This window comes from Streptomyces sp. NPDC015661, assembly GCF_043077765.1.
Lineage (GTDB): Bacteria > Actinomycetota > Actinomycetes > Streptomycetales > Streptomycetaceae > Streptomyces.
On record NZ_JBIBST010000009.1, the window covers coordinates 32,898 to 55,788 of the forward strand.

Here is a 22,891-nt window from a genome sequence, read left to right on the forward strand (position 1 = left end):
ACGGCGTCCGAAAACGGGACATCAGGAAAACCGTTGCTGCAAATGGGTGGTCCGCCGGGCGACCCCACCCCCCACGGGAAGGACGCCCGGCGGACCGGCGTGGTCAGCGCACGTCGTAAGCGCGGACCACGGTCTGGGTGACGGAGTTGCCGTTGGCGTCCGTCAGTTCGGTCTTCAGGGTGACAGGCTTGCCGGTCGCGCCCGCGTGGTCCACGGTCGCGGTCCAGCCGCCGCCCTGCTGGGAGACCTGCGCTTCGGTCCAGGTCGTGCCCCCGTCGTAGGAGTACGAGAGCTTGGCCGAGGTGAGCGCTGCGGGGGTGTAACCCGCGTGACCCGTCGCGGTGAGGCCGATGTGCTGGCCGTCGGTCGCGGCGAGGGTCTTGAGTCCGTCCTCCGGAAGGTCGTACCGGGGGAAGAGAATCGGGATGCCCTGAGAATAGACGCTCTCGTCAAGCTTGGAGGTGAATTTCCACACCGAGTTGACGGAAGTGGAGCGGGCCCACACCTTGCTGCCGATCTTCATGGTGTTCTGTTCGAGCGTGTACGTCCCGGCTTCGGCCGGTACCTCGAAGACGCCGAACGGCCAGCCGGACGTGCCGAGGAGCTCGCCGTCCCTGCTCAGGCGCACGTTGCCGATGTCGCCGAAGGACCCGGGCTCGGCGTGATGGGTGGAGTCGCCCCACATGGCGTTGGCGAAGCCGATGAGGTCGCCCTGCCGCTCGGCGACGAGGACCGGCTTCCCGGTGGTGTCGCGGGGCGCGGTGGGCGCGATGACGCCGTCGTACCACTTCTCGGTGCGCTGCTCGCCGGGGGCGTACGCGTGGCGGGCGCCGATCATGATCTCCCCGAACGGGAAGCTGCTGTTGACCATCTGCTGCCAGGCGGTGTCACCGGCGGAGTAGTACTCGCTGCGGGTGCCGGGCGCGGGGACGGTCTCCAGGGAGCCGAAGGAGATGCCGAGGCCGTTGGGGCGGTAGGCGGCCGGGAAGTCCGTGAAGTCGGTGGTGATGCCGGCCGAGCCGTAGGTCGAGTCCGTGCGGCCCAGCTGTGCGTCGTGGACCCGGTACTCCTCGTCGTCGCGGACGGCGCCGGCCTCGGGGAAGGCCAGGTTGTAGAGGTACGGGGACTTCGCGGTGGCCTTCCAGGCGAGGGTGACCTCGCCCGCGGCGAGCTTGCCGAGGAGCGCGGTCGCCTCCGTGGAGGGGACGGAGAGGACGGGGAGGCCGAGGCCGGTGAAGCCGCCCGTGGGGTACCAGCGGCCGGGGGCGGAGTGGTACGTGACGACGGCGACGGCGCCGGCGGCCTTGGCGTTGCGGGCGAGGGTGCCCGCGCCGGTGGAGCCGTCCGGGAGCCGGACGAGGGCGATGCGGCCCTGGACCCCGGCGGCCTTGAGCTCGTCGGGCGTGCCCGTTCCGGCGTCGACGAGGCGGGCCGAGCCGGTGCCGTCGAGGTTGTCGGAGCCGAGGGAGGCCGTGAGCGGGTGCAGGGTCAGTCCGTCGCCGGTGGTCAGCGAGGTGAACTGCGGTGCGGCGGCCCGCCAGTAGCTGCCGAACTCGAAGTCGCCCTCGTCGGCCCTGCCTTCGACCGAGGCGTAGTAGCCGCGGATGCTGCGCGGTCCCTGGGCGGTTCCGGCGTGCAGCCAGAAGTCGTCCCAGGAGCGGGCGAACGCGAGGGTGGCGCCGCGGAGTTCGGAGGGCTTGTCGGTCCTCACCGACAGCCGGTGGGCCCGGCGGGCGTCCAGGACGACGGTGGTGTCCTTCTTCAGCTCGACCTGCGGGCGGCCGAGGTAGCTGAGCGAGTCGTTCAGCTGGGCGCCCTCGCCCTCGTCGGGCGTGGTGACGAAGGAGGAGAGGAAGTAGCTGCCGGGGCGCAGGCGGTAGACCTGGTCGACGGCGCCTTCGTTGAAGCGGCGCTCGCCCGTGGCGTCGTCGGTGCCGATGACGTCGAGGGAGGAGGCGCCGGAGGCCGGGTTGCCCTGACGGTCGATCAGCTTGACGCGCAGGGTGACCGTCTCGGGCTCGACGTAGAGCGAGAAGGGGGTGGAGACGTGGACGCCGCCGGGGCCGGTGGCGACGACGCGGCCGGTGACGTCGCCGTACTGGGCGCGCTCCAGGCGCGCGTCGGGGGCGAGGCCGAGCGGTACCTCGACGGTGGCGCCGGCCGGGACGGTGACGGTGCGCTCGCCGAGGCGTGCGACGGTCGACCGGACGGCGGAGCCGTCGTTGCCGGTGACCTTCTCGACGGCCAGGTCGAGGGTGACCGGGGCGTCGGAGGTGTTGGTGTAGGGCACGGAGACCGTGGTGCGGTCGCTCTTGTCCTGCGGCCAGTCGAAGGTGCCGCCCTGGACGGCGGGGGCGCCGAGGACGGTCTGGTCGATGGCGGCCTTGACGTCGAGGCGGCCGCCGCCGACCTCGCGGACGTCGCCGGGGACCGAGCTGTCGGCGGAGGCGACGAGCGCGGACTTGATCTGCTGGGCGGTCCAGTCGGGGTGGCGCTGCTTGACGATGGCGGCGGCGCCCGCGACGTGCGGGGTCGCCATCGACGTACCGGACATGGACTGGTACGCGTAGACGCCCCGGCCGCCGGCCGCCGCGGCGGAGATGCCGACGCCGGGGGCGGCGATCTCGGGCTTGAGGGTGTGCTGGACGGTCGTCGGGCCGCGGCTGGAGAACCAGGCGGTGGAGTCGTCGCGGTCGGTGGCGCCGACGGTGAGGACGTCGGGCGCGCAGCCGGGCGAGGAGACCGTGTTGTGGGTGGGGCCCGAGTTGCCGGCGGCGATGACGAACAGCGTGCCCTTGTTCCGGGCGAGTTCCTCGGCGGCGACGCTCATCGGGTCGGTGCAGTCGGTGGGTACGGAGCTGCCGAGGCTCATGGAGACGACGTCGGCGCCCTGCGCGACGGCCCATTCCATGCCGGCGATGATCCAGGAGGCGGCGCCGGAGCCGGAGTCGTTGAGGACCTTGCCGTTGAGGAGGTCCGCGCCGGGGGCGACGCCCTTCTTCTTTCCGCCACTGGCGGCGCCGGAGCCGCCGACGGTGGAGATGGTGTGGGTGCCGTGGCCCTGGTGGTCGCCGGTGGTGTCGGAGTCGGTGAAGTTCTCCGAGGCGACGATGCGGCCCTTGAGGTCGGGGTGCTCGGCGTCGGCGCCGGTGTCGAGGACGGCGACCTTGGTGCCCTTGCCGTCGTATCCGGCGGCCCAGGCCTCGGGGGCGTGGATCTGCTGGGTCGACTGCTCCAGGGTGGCCTGGACCTTGCGGTCGAGCCAGAGCCTCTCGATGCCGGAGGCGGAGCGGGCGTTCGGGGCGCTGATCTCCGCCCAGAAGGTGGCGGCCTGCTTCTTCTCCGCCGTGAGCGCGACGCCGTCGACGGCCTTGAGGACCTGGCCGCGCCGGGCGCCGCGGGGGGCGGCGGGGACGGAGCGGGCGAGGTCGGAGCCGTAGACCGCGATGAGGGGCAGCGTGGTGGTGGCGGAGTCGTCGTAGCCCTGGCGGATCAGGCCGGTGACGTTGAAGAGCTCCTCGTCGACGCGTCCGGCGGCGAGCGCGGCGGTGGCGTCCTCGGGGTAGACGTACAGGTCCTGGCCGGAGCGGCGGGTCTGGACCAGGGGGACGGTCCCGTCCTCGCGGGGCAGGGCGGTGGCCGCCGGGTTGCCCTTGGCGTCCCGGGTGACCAGGACGCGGTCGCCGGTGACCAGGGTCACCGTGGCGGTCCTGGCTCCGTCGCCGGTGCGGGCCGAGGCCTCGCTGCCGACCAGCGGTCGCTTGCCGGCCGTGTCGTCCCTCGGCCCATCGGCCATGGACGGCGCGACCGCGGTGACGGCCAGGACTACGGCGGTCGCCGCCCCCAGGGCCGTACGCGAAATCGGACGCATCGCTCTCCCCATCTGAATCCGGAAAATGGGCATAAGACGCCCTTCGCCGGAGGCTGTTGGTGCTGCGGTGGCGCCACATTGGCAGAGGTGAGGGCGGTACAGGGATGATGGGTGAGGCGGGAATACGCCGTGGCCGTTTCCCGCCAGGTCACCAACGGAACGAATCCCTCCGGCGAACGTCCCTGGAAGATCCGGGACGCCCGCCGGAGGTGCGGCGAGGGGTGGGGCATCCATGCTGGGAGCGATAGGTCTCGACGAGCGCCAGGAGTCCGCGTACCGCGCCCTGGTCGCGCTGGGCGCGGCCGAGGTCACCGATCTCGCCCACCGGCTCGCCCTGCCCGAGCAGGACACCGAGCGGGCGCTGCGCCGCCTGGAGTCGCAGGGGCTCGCGGCCCAGTCCTCGGCCCGCACCGGCCGGTGGGTCGCGGCGCCGCCCGGGGTCGCGCTCGGCGCGCTCCTCACCCAGCAGCGCCACGAGCTGGAACAGGCGGAGCTGGCGGCCGCGCTGCTCGCCGAGGAGTACCGGGCGGAGGCCGAGGAGGCGGCCGTGCACGACCTGGTGGAGGTGGTCGTCGGCGCGAGCGCGGTCACCCATCGCTTCCTCCAGCTCCAGCTGGGCGCCCAGGAGGAGGTCTGCGCCCTCGTGACGGGCAAGCCGATCGCGGTCTCCGGCCTGGAGAACCACGCGGAGGAGCAGGCGGCCGGGCGCGGGGTCCGCTACCGGGTGGTGATCGAGCGGGAGGTGCTCACCCTGCCGACCGGGCTGCTCGAACTGTCGGCGGCGCTCGGCCGCGAGGAGAAGATCCGGGTCGCGGACCGGGTCCCCACGAAGCTGGTCGTCGCCGACCGCTCCCTGGCCATGGTGCCGCTGACCGGGCGGGGCGCCGAGCCCGCGGCGATCGTCGTGCACGCGAGCGGGCTCCTCGAATCGCTGATGGGCCTCTTCGAGTCGGTGTGGCGGGAGGCGCTGCCGCTGCGGCTCGGGGCGGGCGCGCAGATCGCCGAGGACGAGGCGCCGGGCCCGGACGTGATGGACCTGGAGATCCTGTCGCTGCTGCTCGCCGGGATGACGGACGCGAGCGTGGCGAAGCAGCTGGACCTGGGGCTGCGGACGGTGCAGCGGCGGGTGAAGGGGCTGATGGAGCTGACCGGGGTGACGACCCGGCTGCAGCTGGGCTGGCACGCGTACGAGAAGGGCTGGGTCGCCCGCGGCTGAGCCCGGGGGGTGTGGGAAGGTGAGCGGCCGGTTCCGCTTGCACCTCATCCCCAGGAGTTCCCGCCCCCATGAACGGACGACGCCGTCGCGCCCTGCTGACCACCGTGACCCCGATGCTGGAGCCCGGTGAGCGGGTCGAGGTGACCTGCGTCGTCGGCCTGAGCACCGTCTCGGTGCGCCGGACCGCCGCGTTCGGCGTGGCGTCCGCCGTCCTCAGCGGTGGCGCGATGGCGGTGATACCGACGCCGGTCCCCATGTACCTGGCGATGACGGACCGCCGGCTCTTCATCTTCCGCGCGGACCCGGTGTTCGCGAAGCCGGTCGAGCACACGATGACGATCGCCCGCGACGGCCTGTTCCGCTCGGCGGTCAGGGAACGGATCCTGAACTCCTCGCTCGTCCTCTCCTCCCCGAACAGCGAGCACGCCCTGAAGGTGATCTTCCCGCTGATCAGCCGCAAGGAGCGGAACCTCGTGGTCGCCGCCCTGCCCCTGGCCGCCTGACCCCTCCCGTACCCCGTACGCCCCGCGCGACCTGCGGGAATCCGCGCCGTCGTGCACGCTGGGCAGCGTGGGTGTGTGGCAGCTCCTGATGATCGCGACGGTGATGCTTCTCGGTCTGTTCGGGGTGCTCGCGCCCGGCGTGCCGGGGACGTGGCTGGTGTGGGCCGCCATGCTCTGGTGGGCGCTGCACGAGCGGACCGACCTCGCCTGGATCCTCCTCGCCTCCTCGACCGGTCTGCTGCTCCTCACCCAGGTGATCGTCTGGCAGCTGCCACCGCGCCGCTTCCGGGGCGTCGGCATCACCCGGCGCATGGTGGCGTACGCGGGGGTGGGCGCCGTCCTGGGCTTCGTCCTGCTCCCGGTGATCGGCGCGATCCCCGGCTTCGTCGGCGGGATCTACCTCTCGGAACGGCTCCGCCTGGGCGGCCACGGCCAGGCGAGGGCGGCGACCCGGGCCGTGATGCGGGCGGCCGGCACGAGCGTGCTCGTCGAGCTCTTCGCCTGCCTGCTGATCGTGGGGGCGTGGGCGGGCGCGGTGATCTGGGGCTAGGGGGCGTGCCGGGCGCCGCGGGTGCTGTGCGGGACTTTCCGGACACCCCGCGGGGTGTCCCGCCGATCGGGCCGGATCGGGGAGCTGCGCGCGATCCTGGACACATGAGGGATTTCGAGGGATTCAGCGCGACCGAGTTCGCCTACCTCACCGAGGGCCGCAAGCTCGCCCGGATGGCGACCGTCGACCAGTCCGGGCAGCCGCAGGCCAATCCGGTGGGGTTCTTCCCGCAGGAGGACGGCACCGTCCTGGTCGGCGGGCTCCGCATGGGCCGGACGAAGAAGTGGCGCAATCTGCGGCAGAACCCGAAGGTGGCGCTGGTCGTCGACGACCTCGCGAGCGTCCGCCCCTGGCGGGTGCGGGGCGTCGAGATCCGCGGCGAGGCGGAACTGCTCGTGGGCCCGCACGAGCTGGGCCCGCACTTCAGTCAGGAGGTCATCCGGATCCATCCGCGCCGGGTGCACAGCTGGGGCCTGGAGGACTACGTCCCCGGGAGCAGCGCGCCCAGGTAGCGGGTGGCGTACGAGCGCCAGGGCCGCCACTCCTCCGCCTCCCGCCCGTCCACGAGGGCGACGTCGGGGTCGCCGAGGGCCCTCATCCGGATGAGCGCGGCGGCCGCGGGGGTCACGCCGGGGACGGCGAGCAGGGCGCGCTCGGCCTCGTCGCGGTCGGCGCCGGGATCGAGGCGTACGGCTCCGTCGACGAGGGCACGGGCCAGCGGCCCCGCGACGGGGTGGCCGGTCAGGGCGGCCGGCTCGGGGAAGACATGGGTGAGGGTGCCGCAGGCGGTGGCCAGCGGGGTGCCGTGGAGCTCGACGACCCGGGCCGACTCCTCGGCGCCGAGGACCGTCCGCAGGGCGAACTCCTCGGGTTCGGCCGTGCCCGGGGAGCGCACCCCCGGCCGGGCGGCCACCTCGGCGGCGAGCCCGACGGTCCCCCCGAGCCGCTCGGCGACCGCGTACGGGTCGGCGTCGAGGTCGAAGAGACGGCGCAGCCGGTGCACGGCGGTGGTCAGGTCGCGCAGCTCGGTGAGGTGGATCCTGGCCTCCAGCCAGCGTCCTCCGGAGCGCTCGTCGACGGAGACGACGCCGGTGCCGTACGGGAGGCGGAGCGTGCGCCGGTAGGTGCGGGCGCCGGCCGCGCCGACGACCTCCTCCACCCGGGGCACGGCCTCGGCGGCCAGCAGGTCGAAGACCTCGTCGGCCGCGTACGGGCCCCGGTGGGCGAGCCGCAGCGGCACCCCGGCGGCGAGCGCGGTACGGGCTCCCGCTCCGCTGCCCGCCTCGGCCCGCAGGGCGGTGGGGGTGCGGGCGTAGACGGCCCGGATGGTCTCGTTGAACTGGCGGACGCTGGCGAAGCCGGCCGCGAAGGCGATCTCGGTGACGGGCAGCCCGGTGGTCTGGAGCAGCAGCCGCGCGGTGTGCGCCCGCTGGGCGCGGGCGAGCGCGACGGGTCCTGCGCCCAGCTCGGCGGTGAGCTGGCGCTGCACCTGCCGGGTGCTGTAGCCGAGGCGCCCGGCGAGTCCGGGCACGCCCTCGCGGTCGACGACGCCGTCGCCGATCATCCGCATGGCGCGCCCGACGACGTCGGCCCGTACGTTCCACTCGGCGGAGCCGGGCACGGCGTCGGGGCGGCACCGGCGGCAGGCGCGGAAGCCGTGGCCCTGGGCGGCGGCGGCCGTCGGGTAGAAGGAGACGTTCTGCCGTTTGGGGGTGACGGCGGGGCAGCTGGGCCGGCAGTAGATGCCGGTGGTCCGGACGGCGAAGAAGAACTCTCCGTCGAACCGCGCGTCCCTGCTGCTGACCGCCTCGTAGCGGGTGTCGTCGTCCCTCATGGCTCCCAGTGTGCGGGAGCCGCCCCGCCCCGGCTCGCGGTTTTCGGACACCACGATCGGGGCGGGCACGGCGGCACCGGGCCGGGCCTACCGGGCCCGGCCTCCGCGCTTGATCTCCATGGCCGTACGGCCTTCCCGGCCCATGCGCTTCCACTCCTTGAGCATCTCGGAGCGCACCCGGGCGTCGGTCTTGGCCACGATCCGCCGGTTCTCGCGGATCAGCTTGTGGTAGCTCTCCAGACGGCGCACGGGCAGCGAGCCCTCCTCGATGGCCGCCGCCACGGCACAGCCGGGCTCGGCCTCGTGGGCGCAGTCGTGGAAGCGGCAGTCGGCGGCCAGCTCCTCGATCTCCGAGAAGACCTGGCCGACACCGGCCTCGGCGTCCCAGAGCCCGACACCGCGCAGTCCGGGGGTGTCGATGAGGACTCCCCCGCCGGGCAGGACGAAGAGGTTGCGGGTGGTCGTCGTGTGCCGGCCCTTGCCGTCGACGTCGCGGGCGGCCTGGACGTCCATCACGTCCTCGCCGACCAGCGCGTTGGCGAGGGTCGACTTGCCGGCGCCGGAGGCGCCGAGCAGCACGGTCGTGCCGCCCGCGACGGTCGCGGCGAGCACGTCGATGCCTTCTCCGGTGGCGGAGCTGACGGGCAGCACCTGCACGCCGGGCGCGACGGTCTCCACGTCCTCGACGAGGTAGGAGAGCCCGACGGGGTCGGGCACGAGGTCGGCCTTGCTGAGGACGACGGTCGGCTGGGCGCCGGACTCCCAGGCCAGGGCGAGGAAGCGTTCGATCCGGCCGAGGTCGAGCTCGACGGCGAGCGAGACCGTGATGACGGCGTGGTCGACGTTGGCGGCGAGGATCTGCCCCTCGGAGCGCTTGGAGGAGGTGGACCGCGCGAAGGCCGTGCGGCGCGGCAGGCACGCCCGCACGTACCGGGGGTCGCTGGCGCCCTCCGGGTCGACGGCGGCCCAGTCGCCGGTGCAGACGACCCGCAGCGGATCGTGCGGGGTGACGAACGCCGTGTCGGCACGGACGACGCCCTCGGCGGTGGCGACGTCGCACTGGCCGCGGTCGACGCGGATCACCCGCCCCGGGAGGAGTCCCTGGGCGGCGTAGGGCGCGAAGACGGTGGCCCAGCCGGAGTCCCAGCCGTGGGCGTCGAGCGAGGAGGAAGAGGACGAAACGGAGGAAAGCGGGAAAGACAAGGGGGACCCTTCACAGGGGCGGCCCCGGCGCTGAAAGACGGAAGAGTGAGGTCAGCCGGTGGCCGCGGAGGTGGTGTGGATGAACATCCGCGTGCGGGCGAGGCCCTTCGTGACGACAGCCATCGGTCACACCTCCTGTTGTCCTTCGCGCTCGCGTCTTCTCGCGATCTCGCGTACGGGTTGCACCGTAGCCGGAGCGGTCCGGCACGCGCCACGGGTTTTTTCCGGCCTCGGCGCGGGCGCTTCTTCAGGCCACGGCCGAGGCGTCCGGTCAGGCGAGCAGGGTCACGAGGACCGTCGTGAGCACCCCGGTGAGCAGCAGGACCGGGACGCCCGGGGGCGGGGACCAGAGGTGCGGTGCGGGGAGCGGGTCCTCGGTGCGGGCGGCGGCGCGGGCCCGGGCCAGCTCGGCGGCGGGCGGGTCCTGGGGCAGGTCGACCAGCCAGGGGCGGCGGGGGTCGTGCCGGACGAGGGCCGCGCGGTGCACGCGGACGTCCTGGAGGTCGAGCGGATGCTCGACCGCGATCCGGTACGGGGCGCCGCGCTCGGGCCGCACGGTCAGGTCGAAGACGAAGGCGGTCCCTCGTGTGGTGAGGGCGTTGAGGCGGGCGGGCGCGTGGGCGGCCACCTCGGCGGGGACGGGTCCCCGGGCCACGCCGGGACGGTGGTTCAGCCGTGCGGAGCCGAGCGCGACGAGCAGGGCGGCGGTGCCGTTGAGCCCGAGCATCATGATCCAGCGCGGCCCGTCGAGGGCGCCGTGCACGAGCCCGGTGGCCGCGAGGGTCCCCGGGACGGCGGCGACCAGGGTGGCCGGTGCGACGAGGCGGCGCAGCAGGGCGGGGATCCGGGGGCGGCCGCGCGGGCGCGGGGGCCCGTCGTCCTCCTCGGGCGCCGGTCCTCGGCGGACGGCCCGGACCGCTCCGGCCATGACGAGGGCGACGCCCAGCGCGGCGAGGCCGTAGGCGGCGAGGAGGGCGTGGTCGTCCTCGCGGCGCACGAGGAGCCCGAAGGCGGCGAGGAGCGCCCCGACCCCGGCGCCGCCGAGGCCCAGGTACGGGGCGGCGAGCACGGTGGCGACCAGCGCCGAGAGCACCCCGAAGGGGATCGCCGGGCCCGCGAGGTCGTTCGTGCCGCAGCCCTCGGAGTCGCAGTCCCAGCGCACGCGCGAGTTCTCGGTGGCGTACACGTGGAAGAGGAACCAGGTCTGCCAGAACAACAGGACGGCCGCCGCGGCCCAGGGCCAGGACCTCCGTCCGTACGCGCGCGTGGTCATGGCCCGACCGTAGCCGCCGGGGCGGAGGGTGCGGGAGGGGTCCGGGGCAGGCGTCCGATTCGTACAAGACCGGCCGCGCGCCCCGTGCCTACCGTGCCGCCATGGACACAGCACCCCGCATCACGCCCCGTTTCGACCTCGTCGGTCTCGTCGTCTCCGACATGGCCGCCTCGCTCGCCTTCTACCGGCGCCTGGGCCTGGACGTCCCGGCCGGCGCCGAGTCCGCCCCGCACGTGGAGGCGGCGCTGCCCGGCGGGCTGCGGATCGCCTGGGACACGGAGGCCGTCGTCCGTTCCTTCGACCCCGGCTGGACGCGCCCGGCGGGCGGCAACCGGGTCGAGCTCGCCTTCCGCTGCGGTTCCCCGGCGGAGGTGGACGCGGTGTACGAGGAGCTGGTCGCCGCCGGGTACCGGGGGCATCTGAAGCCCTGGGACGCCGTGTGGGGGCAGCGCTACGCGGTGGTCCTCGACCCGGACGGCAGCGGGGTCTCGCTCTTCGCGGCCGTGGAAGCCGCGTAGGCGCTCAGAGTGGTCCCCGCCAGGGCCCGGGTCTCGCGGGCGAGGTGGGCCTGGTCGGCGCAGCCCGCGCGCAGGGCGGCCTCCGCGTACGGGACCCCGGCCCTGACCAGGGCGAGCGCGCGCTGGAGGCGCAGCACGCGCGCGAGGGTCTTGGGGCCGTAGCCGAAGGCGGCCAGGGAGCGCCGGTGCAGCTGCCGGGCGCCGAGCCCGACCGCCTCGGCCGTCTCGGCGACCCCGCGGCCCGCGGCGAGGCGCGCCACGACGGCCCGCAGCAGCGGATCGGGCGCGAAGTCGTCGGCGGCCCGGCGCAGGACGAGCTCCTCCAGGGCCGCGGCCGGGTCGGGGGCGTCCGTGATCCGCTCGCCGAGCCGCCGCGCCTCCGCCTCGCCCCACAGCGCGCCGAGGGCGACCCGCCGGTCACGGAGTTCGTGGGCGGGGACGCCGAGGAGGCCGGGGGCGTCCCCGGGGGCGAAGCGGATGCCCGCGTACCGTGCGGCGAACTCCCCGGGTACGTACGCGCGGGTGTCGGGTCCGGCGACGAGGAGTCTCCCGTCGGCCCAGATCAGGTCCATGCAGCCGTCCGGCAGGACGGGCCGTTCCGCCGTGGGGCCCGCGGCGGCGGTGCGGGTCCACAGCACGGCCCCGTCGAGCAGGGCGGGGCGCTCCTCGTACATCCCACCAGCGTAGGCGGGTCAGTCCTTCTCCCAGCCCGAGTGGAGGCGGGACTTCACGTCGTCCGGGGGCAGGAACTTCGACCAGCGCTCGGGGAACTCGGAGGGCATGTCCGGGTCGTCCTCGTCGACGTCCTCGGCCTCGGCCCGCACGCGGGCGACGAGTTCGGCGGCCTGGACGGCGCGGGCCCGTTCGTTGGCCTCGCGGGCGGCGGCGGTGGCGACGGAGGGCCAGACGCGGTCGATGGCGGCGTTCACGGCGGCGCCGACGAGGACCGCGAACGCCGAGATGCCGATCCAGAGGAGGACGGCGATGGGGGCGGCGAGGGAGCCGTAGATGGTCGGGCCCTCGACCTGGCTGGTCAGGTAGATGCGCAGCAGGAAGCTGCCGAGGACCCACATCCCGAGCGCGACGAGGGCGCCGGGGATGTCCTCGATCCACGGCGATCTGACGGGCACGGACACGTGGTAGAGCGTGGTGAGGAAGGCGATGGAGAGCAGGATGACGACCGGCCAGTAGAGTACGGCGACGACCTCGGTGCCCCAGGGGACGAGTTCGACGACCCGGTCGGGGCCGACGACCGCGAGCGGCAGCACGACGGCTCCGATGAGCAGCGCGATGATGTACAGGAGCAGGGCGAGGAGCCGGGTCTTGACGATGCCCCGGCGCCCGTCGAGTCCGTACATGACGGTGATGGTGTCGATGAAGACGTTCACCGCGCGCGATCCCGACCAGAGGGCGATGGCGAAGCCGAGGGAGATCAGCTCGGGCCGTTTGCCCTGGGTGATGTCGTCGAGGAGGGGTTCGGCGATCTCGTGGACGCCCCGGTCGGAGAGGACCGTGCCGGCCGCGTGGAGGATGTTCTCCCGGATGCTCGCGACGGTGTCGGTGTTCGTCCAGTCGTCGGCGTAGCCGAGGACCGCGATCAGGCCGAGCAGCAGCGGTGGCAGGGACAGCAGGGTGAAGAACGCGGCCTCGGCGGCGAGGCCGAGGATCCGGTACTCGATGCACGAGTTGACGGTGTCCTTGAGGAGCAGCCAGACCATCTTCCGCTTCGAGACGTTGCGGTAGAGGACGCGCGCGCGGTGGAGTCTGCTCCAGGGCCGACGCTCGGGCCGTTCGGGTGTTTCGCTTGCTGCCTGCACCTGCTTACCGTATCGGCATGGCAGCGAGCACCCACACCGTGACCAATCAGGCTCCTCCCCTGGTCGGATATGACGTCTTCACGAGCGATCGGGCCCTCGCGGAGGCGGTCGAGCGGCACCTCGCGCCGGAGCTCCTGACGGAGGCGCGCGAGGAGCTGGCGCTGCTCGGCCGGGCGACCGGTTCGGCGCAGGTACGGGAGTGGGGCGAGCAGGCGAACGCGCATCCGCCCCGGCTGCTGACCCACGACCGGTACGGGCACCGGATCGACGAGGTCGAGTTCCATCCGGCCTGGCACCGGCTCCTGGGGCGGTCCGTGTCGGCCGGGCTCACGGACGCGTGGGGCCGGCCGGGTGGTCATGTGCGGCGGGCCGCCGGGTTCCTGGTGGCCTCGCAGGCGGAGGCGGGGCACGGCTGCCCCGTGTCGATGACGCACGCGGCGGTGCCCGCGCTGCGCGCCGAGCCGGGGCTCGCGGCGGTCTGGGAGCCGGCGGCGCTCTCGCACGTGTACGAGCGGGAGCTGCGTCCGGTCGCGGAGAAGCCGGGGGCGCTGCTCGGCATGGCGATGACGGAGAAGCAGGGCGGCAGCGACGTCCGGGCGAACACGACGGAGGCCCGTCCGCTCGCGGCCGACGGGGAGTACGTGCTGACGGGGCACAAGTGGTTCTGTTCGGCGCCGATGTCGGACGCCTTCCTGGTCCTCGCGCAGGCCCCGGCGGGGCTGACCTGTTTCCTGGTCCCGCGGGTGCTGGCGGACGGCTCGCGCAACGCCTTCGCGATCCAGCGGCTCAAGGACAAGCTGGGCAACCGTTCGAACGCCTCCGCCGAGGTGGAGTTCGACGGGACGACCCGGGCGCACCGCGTCGGCGAGGAGGGGCGCGGGATCCGGACCATCATGGGCATGGTCGCGGCGACCCGGCTCGACTGTGTGCTGGGCTCGGCCGCCCTGATGCGGCAGGCGGTGGCGCAGGCCGTGCACCACGCCTCGTACCGTTCGGCCTTCGGCGGGCTGCTCGTCGAGAAACCGCTGATGCGGAACGTACTCGCCGATCTGGCGCTGGAGTCGGAGGCGGCGACGGTCCTCGGGATGCGTCTCGCGGCGGCGTACGACGCCGGGACCCCGGAGGAGTCGGCGCTGCTGCGGATCTCGGTGCCGGCGGCGAAGTACTGGGTGACGAAGCGGTGCACGCCGATGGTGGCGGAGGCACTCGAATGCCTGGGCGGCAACGGGTACGTGGAGGAGTCGGGGATGCCCCGGCTGCTGCGGGAGTCGCCGCTCAACTCGGTCTGGGAGGGCTCGGGGAACGTACAGGCGCTCGACGTGGTGCGGGCGCTGCGGACCGAGCCCGCCGCGCTGGACGCGCTGCTCCGGGAGGTGGGGGCGGCGCGCGGCGCCGACCACCGCCTGGACCGGGCGATCCGGGGTCTGCTCGTCGAACTGGCGGACCTGGAGGGGATCGAGGCACGGGCGCGGCGGCTCACGGAGCGCCTCGCGCTGGTGCTCCAGGGGGCGCTGCTCGTGCGGTGGGCTCCGCCGGAGGTGGCGGACGCGTTCTGCGCGGCGCGGCTCGGCGGGGACGGCGGCGCGGCGTTCGGGACGCTCCCGCACACGCTGGATCTGCGGGCGCTCGTGGAGCGGGCGCGGGTCGTGTGCTGAGCCGGGAAGTGCTGTGCCGCGCGTACCAGGGGTGGACCTGAGGGGGTGTCTCATCAGGTCGGCACGCGCGGAAAAGCGGGGGTGGTGCTGCGCCGACACGGCACCACCCGCCGCTCGCACCAGGTTCGCCCAGGGGGGCGGTCGGTCGCCAGAGTTGCAAAGGGTTGCAGGATTACCCGAACCGGGCCTCGCCGGGGGGTCCCGGACGGCACGATGGGCACCGACACTCCGGACATCTGCCCCGTGCAGAACCGATACAGCACCCCGGGTGGCTGGGAGAGACCGATGAACAACACGCAGCTCGACATGAAGCGGCTGGCCGCCATGGACGCCGCCCAGGCCACCCGGCTGCTGCACCGGGTGCGCGCGGAGACCCTGGCGGGCCGCAGGCCCCCGATCGCGCCCCGCCCGGTGATCGACGCGTCCTGGCAGCGGATGGCCCGGCTGGGTCTCGACCCGGACCAGAGCACCAGCAGCGTGCTGCTCCAGCGGGACGAGCTGGAGGAGCGGCGCAGGACCACGCTCCTCTCCGAGGTGATGCAGACGCTGAGCGGTGGCATCGCCGGCATCGCCGACGCCTCCCTCCAGATCATGGTGGTCACCGACGAGCACGGCCGGGTGCTGTGGCGCCAGGGGAACCTCTCCGTGCTGCGCAAGGCGCACGGCATCTGTCTGGAGGAGGGCGCGGCCTGGGCGGAGCACGCCACCGGGACGAACGCCGTCGGCACGGCGCTCGCCCTGGGCCGGGCGGTGCAGGTCCACTCCGCCGAGCACTACGTGCAGTCGCTGCACAACTGGACCTGCGCCGCCGCGCCCGTGCACGACCCGCGCGACCAGCGGCTCCTCGGGATCCTGGACGTGTCCGGTCCCGCGTCCAGCTTCCATCCGGCGATGCTGGCCCTGGTCGGCTCGGTGGCGCAGCTCGCCGAGGCCGAGATGCGGGAGCGGCACCACCGGTCCGTCGAGCGGCTGCGGGCGGTGGCGGCGCCGATCCTGTGCCGGGTGGGCGGCCGGGCCGTCGCGGTGGACGACCACGGCTGGACGGCGGCGGTGACCGGGCTCGCGCCGGTGGACCGGATCCCGCTGCCCAAGTCGTTCCGGGCCGGCCGGGTCTGGCTGCCCTCGCTCGGGGTGTGCGCGGTGGAGCCGCTGCCGGGCGGCTGGCTGCTGCGGGTCGAGGAGGAGTCCCGGCCGGAGGGGCCGGGCTCGGAGGAGGCGGCGAGCCGGGTGGTGCTGGACCTGAGCCGGCCGCGCCGCTGGACGGTGGCCGTCTCGGGGGCGGCGGGCAGCTGGCAGCAGGAGCTCAGTCCCCGGCACGCGGAGCTCCTCTACGTACTGGCGCTGCACCGCGACGGCCGGACGGCGGCGGAGCTGGCCGACGACGTGTTCGGCGACCGTACGCGGACGGTGACCGTGCGGGCGGAGATGTCCCGGGTGCGGCGGAACCTGGCGGGGGTCCTGGCGCACCGCCCGTACCGCTTCCGCGAGGAGGTCGCGGTGGAGGTCCTGCGCCCGGAGTGCCCGGGAGACCTGCTGCCGCACTCGACGGCCCCGGCGGTCCGGGCCGGTCGCACCGCCACCGGCGCCTCGTCGTAGGCACCGGCCGGGCGGCCCGGGCCGTCGGCCGGGAGGGGACGCGGCGCCCGCTCGTCGCGCTCCGGCCGGTGCGCGGGACGGGTCCGTCGAACGGGGGTGTCATCCACGAACACACGGGTGAAATCACCCTCCGTGCATCGAGGCTCCCCGTGGTCGGGGCAGACATCACGCGAAGTGATCGCCGCCCGGCGATCTCCCCGCGTCCCCCGCCACGGGAAGGAACCCGTCCCCCCATGAACCGAAGAGCAGCCGTCCGCGCCGCCGCGCGCCGCCGGGCCGTCGGCCTCGTGTGCGCCCCCGCGTTCGCCGCCGCGGCACTCGTCGTCACCACCGGCGGCCCCGCCGCCGCGGCACCCACCTGCTTCGAGGCCGCCGCGACCGTCCCCGGCACCACCGGCACCCCCGGTGACGACGTCATCATCGGCACACCCGGCTCCGACGTCATCGACGGCAAGGGCGGCAACGACCGGATCTGCGGCCTGGGCGGCAGCGACGTCGTCCACGGCGGCGACGGCGACGACCGCGTCTCGGGCGGCACCGGCGACGACCGCGTCTACGGCGACGCGGGCAACGACGCCCTCGTCGGCGACGAGCGCGCCCACACCGGCGACGTCACCTCCCCCACCGGGCGGGACTACATCGACGGCGGGTCCGGCCACGACGAACTGCTGGGCGACAACTCGGCGTCCCAGGGCTCGGTCACCGGGGCCTCCCCGGACGTCCTCGTCGGCGGGGACGGTGACGACTCCCTGATCGGCGACAGCTCCGGCGACCACGCCACCGGCGCGGCCCCCGACCGGATCCTCGGCGGCAACGGGGAGGACGTCATCATCGGGGACGCGCTCGGCTACTTCGGCGCCTCGGGTGCCGCCGACGACGTCCTGCTCGAAGGCGCCGGCACGCTCGGCGACATCACGGGGGACAGCTTCGCGCCGTTCGGGAACGCCACCGGGGCCGGCGGGGACGATCTGATCGACCTGGGATCCGACGGCGCGTTCGGTGCCGTCGGCGACCACACGTCCGGCGGCACGGCGGTCGGCTCCGGCAACGACGTCCTCCTCGGTGGCAGCACCGGCGAGATCGTGCTCATCGGCGACAGCACGCTGGTCGATCCCACCGGGGCGACCGCGGGCGACGACCGGATCGACGGCCGCGGCGGTGACGACCGGATCTTCGGCGACAACTCGGACTGGAGCCAGACGCTCGGCACCGCCGGTGGCCGGGACGGCCTGCGCGGCGGCGACGGCAACGACTTCCTGCGCGGCGGCCCCGCCGCCGACGCCCTCGACGGTGGGGCGGGCGTCGACGACTGCGACGGCGAGGGCGGCACGGACGCCGTGGTCAACTGCGAGGCCCAGCAGGCCGCGCGGTCGGCCCGCCGGGCGGCCCCCGGCCGGCTCGACCGGGCGCGGCCCCTGTTCGACCGGTTCGCGGGCCGGTCCGCGAGGACCCGGCTGCTCTGACCGGCCCTACGAGGCCAGCTTCCTGAAGAGGGTGCGGATGCCGTCGGCGTCGGCGACGAGCGGGAGCGTGTCGAAGTACAGCTCCCACTCCCCCGCCGGGCCGAAGCGCTCCACGATCCCGAAGGGGATGCCGGTGCCCTTGGCTCCGGAGGCGGTGCCGTGCCATTCGACGTAGGTCGTGGCCGTGCCCTCGGCGACCTGGCCGGCCTTGAGGTGGAGGTCGGCGGTGGCGAAGAGCCGCTCCAGGTAAGCCCGCTTGCCGGCCTCGGTGGTGAGCGGGGTGTCGAGCCCTGGGCCGGAGAGGCGCGCTCCGGCGGTGCGGGCGAGCAGGGCGTCGACGTCCTCGGTGTTCCAGGCGGCGAGGCGGTCCGGGACCTCCTCGGCGCGGAGGCCGGCGGGGGTGCCGCCGCCGCGCTCGCCGCTGGCGGCGCTGTCGGCGGTTTCGCCGCTGTCGCCGCTGTCGCCGCTGTCGCCGCTGTCGGCGATGCCCGCGAAGAGGGGGGCGGGTGCGTCCCCGGGCAGGGTGTCCCGGAAGAGGACGGCCCGGTCGTAGTAGCGGCGGGCCTGAAGGGTGCGGCCCTCGTCGCCGAGGACGTTCCGGGCGATCTGGGGGTAGGCGACCGTCCGGCCCTTGAGGGTGACCTCGTTCCACTGGCCGAACATCACGGTGCTGCCGTCGGCGACGACGTCCGTGCCCCGGTAGGTGAGGCTCGGCGCGAGGGCGAGGGAGCCGGTGATGGAGGTGCCGATCGCGGTGCGCCCGCGCTGCGGTTCGCCGCCGGCCTCCCAGAGGGTGGCCTCCGGGTCGAAGATGTCGAGGTAGGCCCGGACCCGGGGGTGAGCGAGGTCACCGTAGGCGGGCGGCGTCCCGGTCGGGAGCTCTCCGAAGGCGATCTGCCGCTGTATGAACGCGCAGGCGTTGGGGGTGATCCGTCCCTCCAGTCGGTCGACCTTCGCCCGCGCCGCCGGGCAGTCGTTCCGGACGGCGTCCGTGACCCCGCCCGGCTGCGCCTGCGCCGTGGTCACGGTGACCCCAGCCGCCACGATCGCGGTCGCCATCGCGATGCCCGCAAGACCACGCCGACCCGTACCCATGTTGGTGCCCTCTCGTCCGATCGCCGGGAGGCCGTTGCCGTCCCGGTGTGATCACCCTGCCGGGGGTGCGGTGCGGCGGTCGATTACCTCTCAGGTCATGGCCCCCGCCAACTGGCCCGCGTACGGGGGGTTGGCGCCGCGCACGGCGCAGGTGGCCGCGGCGACGGCGGTGCCGAACGCGACGGCCTCGCTCAGCAGCGGCGGTGCGAGGCTGTCGAGCCGGCCGCCGAGGGCCCCGGCCTCGTGGAGGCGGTGCAGCAGGCCCGCGGTGAACGCGTCGCCCGCGCCGACGGTGTCGACGACCCGGACGGGCGGCGCGGGGACGTGCTCGCGCCGCCCGTCGTACGAGACGAGGGCGCCGGCCCCGCCGAGGGTGACGACCACGAGGGGGACGCCCGCACGGTGCCAGCTGTCGCAGGCGGCTTCGGGGGCGAGCCCGGGATGGAGGTGGGCGAGGTCGTCCTCGCTCAGGCGCAGCAGGTCGGCGAGGGCGCACCAGCGCGGGAGGCGGGCCCGGTAGGCGCCCGGTTCGACGAGGAGCGGGCGGACGTTGGGGTCGAGGGAGATCGTGGTGGTGGGGCGCAGCCGGGCGAGCAGTTCCTCGACGGCCGCGGCACCGGGAGCGCGGACGAGGGCGAGGGAGCCGGTGTGGAGGGCGGCGGGGTCCGCGGCGGCGACGGGGGCGAGTTCCTCGCGGGTCCACTGCCAGTCGGCGGTGCCTTCGGCGTGGAAGGAGTACTCGGCGGCGCCGTCGGGGCCGAGGCCCGCGACGGCGAGGGTGCTGGGTTCGCCGGCGTCGGGGCACAGGTCGGTGCGGACGCCCGACTCGGCGAGGCGGCGCCGGAAGAGGCCGCCGAAGACGTCGCCGGAGAGGCGGGCGACGAGGTGGGTGGGGGTGCCGAGGCGGGCGAGTGCGACGGCGGTGTTCGCGGGCCCGCCGCCGGGCAGTACGTCGAGCCGGAGGCCGGGGCCTTCGGTCCCGGCGGGGGCGACAAAGGCGTCGGCGACGCATTCGCCGAGTACGGCCACGGGGCGGCGGGTCGCGGTCATGCGGGGGTGCCTTTCGGTGGGGACGGAGCTCAGTCGGTCAGGACGGCCGAGCCGAGCGGGATCAAGGTGGCGCTCTTCAGGCGCAGTCGGCCGGAGCCCGTCGTGAACTCGACCGCGTCGGACTCCCGGTAGCGCGGGTACGTCCTGGCGGTGAGCGCGGCGCCGTCACCGGTGAAGACCTCGACCGAGGAGCGGTCGACGAGGACGTCGAGCGCGAGGGTGCCGTCGGCGGCGGGGACGGCGTGGGTGGTGTACGTGGCGGGGGTGCCGTAGCCCGCGTCGGTGGTGTCGAGGGTGAGGGTGCCGGTGGTCTTCTCGTACCGCAGGACCGTCGCTTCGGCGGTGGAGGCCTTGAGGCGGAGGGTGACCGTGTCGGCGGTGGTGCGGGTCAGGTCGAGGACGGCCCTCAGCCGGACGGCGTCGCCGCGTCCGATGCGCCAACTCCCCTGGACCGTCTTGTCCTTGACCGTGGTGGAGGGTCCCGAGGCGAGGGTGTCGGCGGCGGCGACGGGCCGCTGGCCGAGTCGGCCGTCGGCGGTCAGGAAGAGTTCGCGGTGGAGGGCCTGGGCGCCGGCCCAGCCGCCGATCCGGGTGGGTTCCTTGGCGTTCCAGTCGCTCATCCAGGCGGTCATGAGCCGCCGGCCGCTGTCGTCCCGGTAGCTCTGGCCGGCGTAGAGGTCGCCGCCTCCGTCGAGGATCCCGTGGCGTTCGGCGGTGAAGCGGCTGCCGTCGTAGGTGCCGACGGCGTACCGCTGGAGGGACTGGCCGCCCTCGTTCGTCGAGTGGAGCAGGACCCACTTGCCGTCGAGGGGGAAGAGGTCGGGGCACTCCCACATCGCGCCGGTGGTGCCGTCGCCCTCGGCGAGGACGCCGCTGTACGTCCAGGTGCGCAGGTCGTCGGAGGCGTACAGGTGCACCTTGCCGCGGCCGGCGTCGCCGGAGCCGACGACCATCTTCCAGCGGCCGTCGACGGGGTCGCGGAAGAGCTTGGGGTCGCGGAAGCCGGCGGTGGAGCCGGGCGGGGGCTGGGAGATGACCTCGGTGCCGGGGGTGAACGTGGTGCCGTCGGCGCTGGTGGCGATCTCGACGGTCTCGGGGGTGGCGCCGGGGTGGGCGGCGGCGTCGGTGAACCTCGTGTACGCGACGGTGAGGGTGCCGTCGTCGTCGACGGCGCTGCCGCTGAAGATCCCGCTGTTGTCGGCGGTGGTCGCCGGGGCCCGCGGGGCGAGGGCGACGGGCAGTTCGCGCCAGTGGACGGCGTCGGGGCTGTCGGCGTGGGCCCAGTGCATCGGGCCCCACTTGGGGGCGCCCGGGTAGTGCTGGCTGAAGAGCTGGTGGCGGCCGCGCCACTGGATCAGGCCGTTGGGGTCGTTGATCCAGCCCTGGTAGGGCGTGTAGTGGAACTGGGGGCGGAGGGGGTCGGCGGTGCGGTCCCTGGTGGCGGTGGGCTGGTTGGCCTGGCCGAGGGTGCGGAAGGTGAGGCCGTTGTCGTCGCGTGCGGCGGCGTCGCCGACGCGGACGTCGTCGAGGTTGATGTGGCCCCAGCCGCCGGTCTTGCGGTCGACGACTTCGAGGTGGACGGCCTGGCCGCGCCAGGGCGTCGTGTCCCAGACGACGCGGAGGTAGGCCTCATCGTCGATGCCCGTCTGGGTGAGCAGCCGGGCTCCGTCGCCGTCCCTGACGAGGGCGACCTGGAGGCGTTCGGGGTCCCAGCCGCCGGAGACGAGGAAGCTGAGGCGGGTGGGGGCGGCGAAGGTGGAGGAGGCGAGGGTGCCGGTGGCGTCGTCGCCCGCGGCGGCGTACCCCCAGAGGTGGTGGCCGCCCCGGTGGTGGAAGGGGCCGCCCCAGTAGGTGGTGGCGGTGCTGACCGCGCCGGGACCGAAGGCGGTGCCGTCGGTGACGGTCCAGCCGGTGAGGTCCCCGGTCTCGAAGCCGGGGTTGACCGGCCCGGACGCCAGGGCGCGGGGGGTGGCGGCGCGGGCGGGGAAGGGTGCGGTGAGGGGGATGCTCGCGGCGACGAGCGCCGCCGCGAGGAGGGTGGTGTGCGGTGCTTTCCAGCGGCTCATCCGGAAGCCTCCGTTGCCAACTCGTGACGAGTAGGGGGCATTGACGTTGCTCGCGGCGGAGTCCATCATCCTGGCTCAGTCGATGTCAACGTTGACATAAGTCATCGATGACATGAGTCTTCACCGACACCCCTGCGCCCCCTGAGGAGCCGCGCCATGAATCGCATCGAGCGCCCTTTCCGTACGTCCCTGACCCTCGTCGCCGCCACCGCGTCGGCCGCCCTGCTGCTCACCGCCTGCGGCGAGGGCGCCAAGGGCTCCGCCTCCGACGGCGGCAACGGCACGGTGAAGGTCGGCCTCATCACGAAGACCGACACCAATCCCTTCTTCGTGAAGATGAAGGAGGGCGCCGAGCAGGCGGCGAAGAAGTCGGGCGCCGAACTCTCCACGGCGGCGGGCAAGTTCGACGGCGACAACGAAGGCCAGGTCACGGCCATCGAGAACATGGTCGCCGCGGGCGTCAAGGGCATCCTCATCACGCCCAACGACTCCAAGGCCATCGTCCCCGCCATCGAGCAGGCCCGGAAGAAGGGCGTCCTCGTGATCGCCCTGGACAGCCCCACCGACCCGCAGGACGCCGCCGACGCGCTCTTCGCCACCGACAACCTGAAGGCCGGCGAGCTCATCGGCCGCTACGCCAGGGCCGCCATGGCCGGCAAGCCCGCCAAGATCGCCACCCTGGACCTCGCGCCGGGCGTCGCCGTCGGGCAGCTGCGCCACGACGGCTTCCTCAAGGGCTTCGGCATCCAGGAGGGCGACCCGTCCGTGGTCTGCTCCCAGGACACGGGCGGCGACCAGGCCAAGGGCCAGACGGCCATGGAGAACTGCCTCCAGAAGGCACCCGACGTCAACGTCGTCTACACCATCAACGAGCCCGCCGCGCTGGGCGCGTACACCGCGCTCAAGGCCAAGGGCCGCGAGAAGGACGTCCTGATCGTCTCCGTCGACGGCGGCTGCACCGGCACCGCGGCCGTCAAGGACGGGAAGATCGCGGCCACTTCGCAGCAGTACCCGCTGCTCATGGCCGCCAAGGGCGTCGACGCCGTCGTGACGTATGCCAAGAAGGGCACGAAGGCCTCCGGGTACGTCGACACCGGCGTGACCCTCGTCTCCGACCGGCCCGCCTCCGGCGTGGAGGCGAAGGACACGGCGTACGGCCTGGAGAACTGCTGGGGCTGACC

Annotated in this window: 18 protein-coding genes; 9 read left to right on the forward strand and 9 right to left on the reverse strand. The window is 74.1% G+C overall.

Annotation, left to right across the window (positions count from 1 at the left end):
• Positions 1-103: 103 nt before the first annotated feature.
• Entirely contained in the window at positions 104-3,871 is a 3,768-nt protein-coding gene (locus tag ACF07V_RS24410; protein WP_392157118.1) for a S8 family serine peptidase, read from the reverse strand.
• Between the two features lie 232 nt (positions 3,872-4,103).
• Here ACF07V_RS24410 and ACF07V_RS24415 point away from each other — a divergent pair, with 232 nt between their 5' ends.
• The 4 genes from ACF07V_RS24415 (at position 4,104) to ACF07V_RS24430 (ending at position 6,652) form a co-directional block, all read left to right on the forward strand.
• A complete protein-coding gene (locus ACF07V_RS24415) occupies positions 4,104-5,087 on the forward strand; it encodes a helix-turn-helix domain-containing protein (RefSeq protein WP_392157120.1) in 984 nt (327 codons plus the stop codon).
• 68 nt (positions 5,088-5,155) lie between these two features.
• The gene (locus ACF07V_RS24420; protein WP_392157121.1) at positions 5,156-5,590 is read left to right on the forward strand and encodes a hypothetical protein; all 435 of its coding nucleotides are present in this window, start codon (positions 5,156-5,158) and stop codon (positions 5,588-5,590) included.
• A 67-nt stretch (positions 5,591-5,657) separates the two neighbouring features.
• The gene (locus tag ACF07V_RS24425; protein WP_392157123.1) at positions 5,658-6,140 is read left to right on the forward strand and encodes a DUF456 domain-containing protein; all 483 of its coding nucleotides are present in this window, start codon (positions 5,658-5,660) and stop codon (positions 6,138-6,140) included.
• Positions 6,141-6,244: 104 nt separating this feature from the next.
• The gene (locus ACF07V_RS24430) at positions 6,245-6,652 is read left to right on the forward strand and encodes a PPOX class F420-dependent oxidoreductase (protein WP_392157124.1); all 408 of its coding nucleotides are present in this window, start codon (positions 6,245-6,247) and stop codon (positions 6,650-6,652) included.
• Here ACF07V_RS24430 and ACF07V_RS24435 read toward each other — a convergent pair.
• From ACF07V_RS24435 to ACF07V_RS24445, 3 genes are all read right to left on the reverse strand, one after another.
• Complete coding sequence (locus ACF07V_RS24435; protein WP_392157126.1) at positions 6,622-7,974, reverse strand: DNA-3-methyladenine glycosylase 2 family protein; 1,353 nt, start codon at positions 7,972-7,974, stop codon at positions 6,622-6,624. The genes ACF07V_RS24430 and ACF07V_RS24435 overlap by 31 nt on opposite strands.
• Before the next feature lie 87 nt (positions 7,975-8,061).
• Positions 8,062-9,177: a ribosome small subunit-dependent GTPase A gene (gene rsgA, locus ACF07V_RS24440; RefSeq protein ID WP_392157128.1), complete on the reverse strand. Its 1,116-nt coding sequence runs from the start codon at positions 9,175-9,177 to the stop codon at positions 8,062-8,064.
• A gap of 271 nt (positions 9,178-9,448) precedes the next feature.
• Entirely contained in the window at positions 9,449-10,450 is a 1,002-nt protein-coding gene (locus tag ACF07V_RS24445) for a hypothetical protein (protein WP_392157130.1), read from the reverse strand.
• A 101-nt stretch (positions 10,451-10,551) separates the two neighbouring features.
• Between ACF07V_RS24445 and ACF07V_RS24450 the strand changes: the two genes are divergently transcribed.
• On the forward strand, positions 10,552-10,968 hold the full coding sequence (locus ACF07V_RS24450; protein ID WP_392157131.1) for a VOC family protein: 417 nt from the start codon (positions 10,552-10,554) through the stop codon (positions 10,966-10,968).
• On the opposite strand, the gene ACF07V_RS24455 is transcribed toward ACF07V_RS24450, so the two are convergent.
• Both ACF07V_RS24455 and ACF07V_RS24460 read right to left on the reverse strand, forming a co-directional pair.
• Complete coding sequence (locus tag ACF07V_RS24455) at positions 10,902-11,642, reverse strand: helix-turn-helix domain-containing protein (protein WP_392157133.1); 741 nt, start codon at positions 11,640-11,642, stop codon at positions 10,902-10,904. The genes ACF07V_RS24450 and ACF07V_RS24455 overlap by 67 nt on opposite strands.
• Positions 11,643-11,660: 18 nt before the next feature.
• A complete protein-coding gene (locus ACF07V_RS24460; protein ID WP_369147249.1) occupies positions 11,661-12,785 on the reverse strand; it encodes a YihY/virulence factor BrkB family protein in 1,125 nt (374 codons plus the stop codon).
• A gap of 17 nt (positions 12,786-12,802) precedes the next feature.
• On the opposite strand from ACF07V_RS24460, the gene ACF07V_RS24465 reads away from it, so the two are divergent.
• The 3 genes from ACF07V_RS24465 (at position 12,803) to ACF07V_RS24475 (ending at position 17,499) form a co-directional block, all read left to right on the forward strand.
• On the forward strand, positions 12,803-14,440 hold the full coding sequence (locus ACF07V_RS24465; RefSeq protein WP_392157135.1) for an acyl-CoA dehydrogenase family protein: 1,638 nt from the start codon (positions 12,803-12,805) through the stop codon (positions 14,438-14,440).
• Positions 14,441-14,725: 285 nt separating this feature from the next.
• On the forward strand, positions 14,726-16,036 hold the full coding sequence (locus tag ACF07V_RS24470; protein WP_392157137.1) for a GAF domain-containing protein: 1,311 nt from the start codon (positions 14,726-14,728) through the stop codon (positions 16,034-16,036).
• A 233-nt stretch (positions 16,037-16,269) separates the two neighbouring features.
• The gene (locus ACF07V_RS24475; protein ID WP_392157139.1) at positions 16,270-17,499 is read left to right on the forward strand and encodes a calcium-binding protein; all 1,230 of its coding nucleotides are present in this window, start codon (positions 16,270-16,272) and stop codon (positions 17,497-17,499) included.
• 6 nt (positions 17,500-17,505) lie between these two features.
• Here ACF07V_RS24475 and ACF07V_RS24480 read toward each other — a convergent pair whose 3' ends face one another.
• The 3 genes from ACF07V_RS24480 to ACF07V_RS24490 all read right to left on the reverse strand — a co-directional run bounded on the left by ACF07V_RS24480 (position 17,506) and on the right by ACF07V_RS24490 (position 21,710).
• The gene (locus tag ACF07V_RS24480) at positions 17,506-18,594 is read right to left on the reverse strand and encodes a hypothetical protein (RefSeq protein ID WP_392157141.1); all 1,089 of its coding nucleotides are present in this window, start codon (positions 18,592-18,594) and stop codon (positions 17,506-17,508) included.
• A 90-nt stretch (positions 18,595-18,684) separates the two neighbouring features.
• Entirely contained in the window at positions 18,685-19,644 is a 960-nt protein-coding gene (locus ACF07V_RS24485; RefSeq protein ID WP_392157143.1) for a carbohydrate kinase, read from the reverse strand.
• Positions 19,645-19,673: 29 nt separating this feature from the next.
• Entirely contained in the window at positions 19,674-21,710 is a 2,037-nt protein-coding gene (locus tag ACF07V_RS24490; protein WP_392157145.1) for a glycoside hydrolase family 32 protein, read from the reverse strand.
• A gap of 156 nt (positions 21,711-21,866) precedes the next feature.
• Here ACF07V_RS24490 and ACF07V_RS24495 point away from each other — a divergent pair, with 156 nt between their 5' ends.
• Entirely contained in the window at positions 21,867-22,889 is a 1,023-nt protein-coding gene (locus ACF07V_RS24495; RefSeq protein WP_392157146.1) for a sugar ABC transporter substrate-binding protein, read from the forward strand.
• The last annotated feature ends 2 nt before the right edge of the window (positions 22,890-22,891 follow it).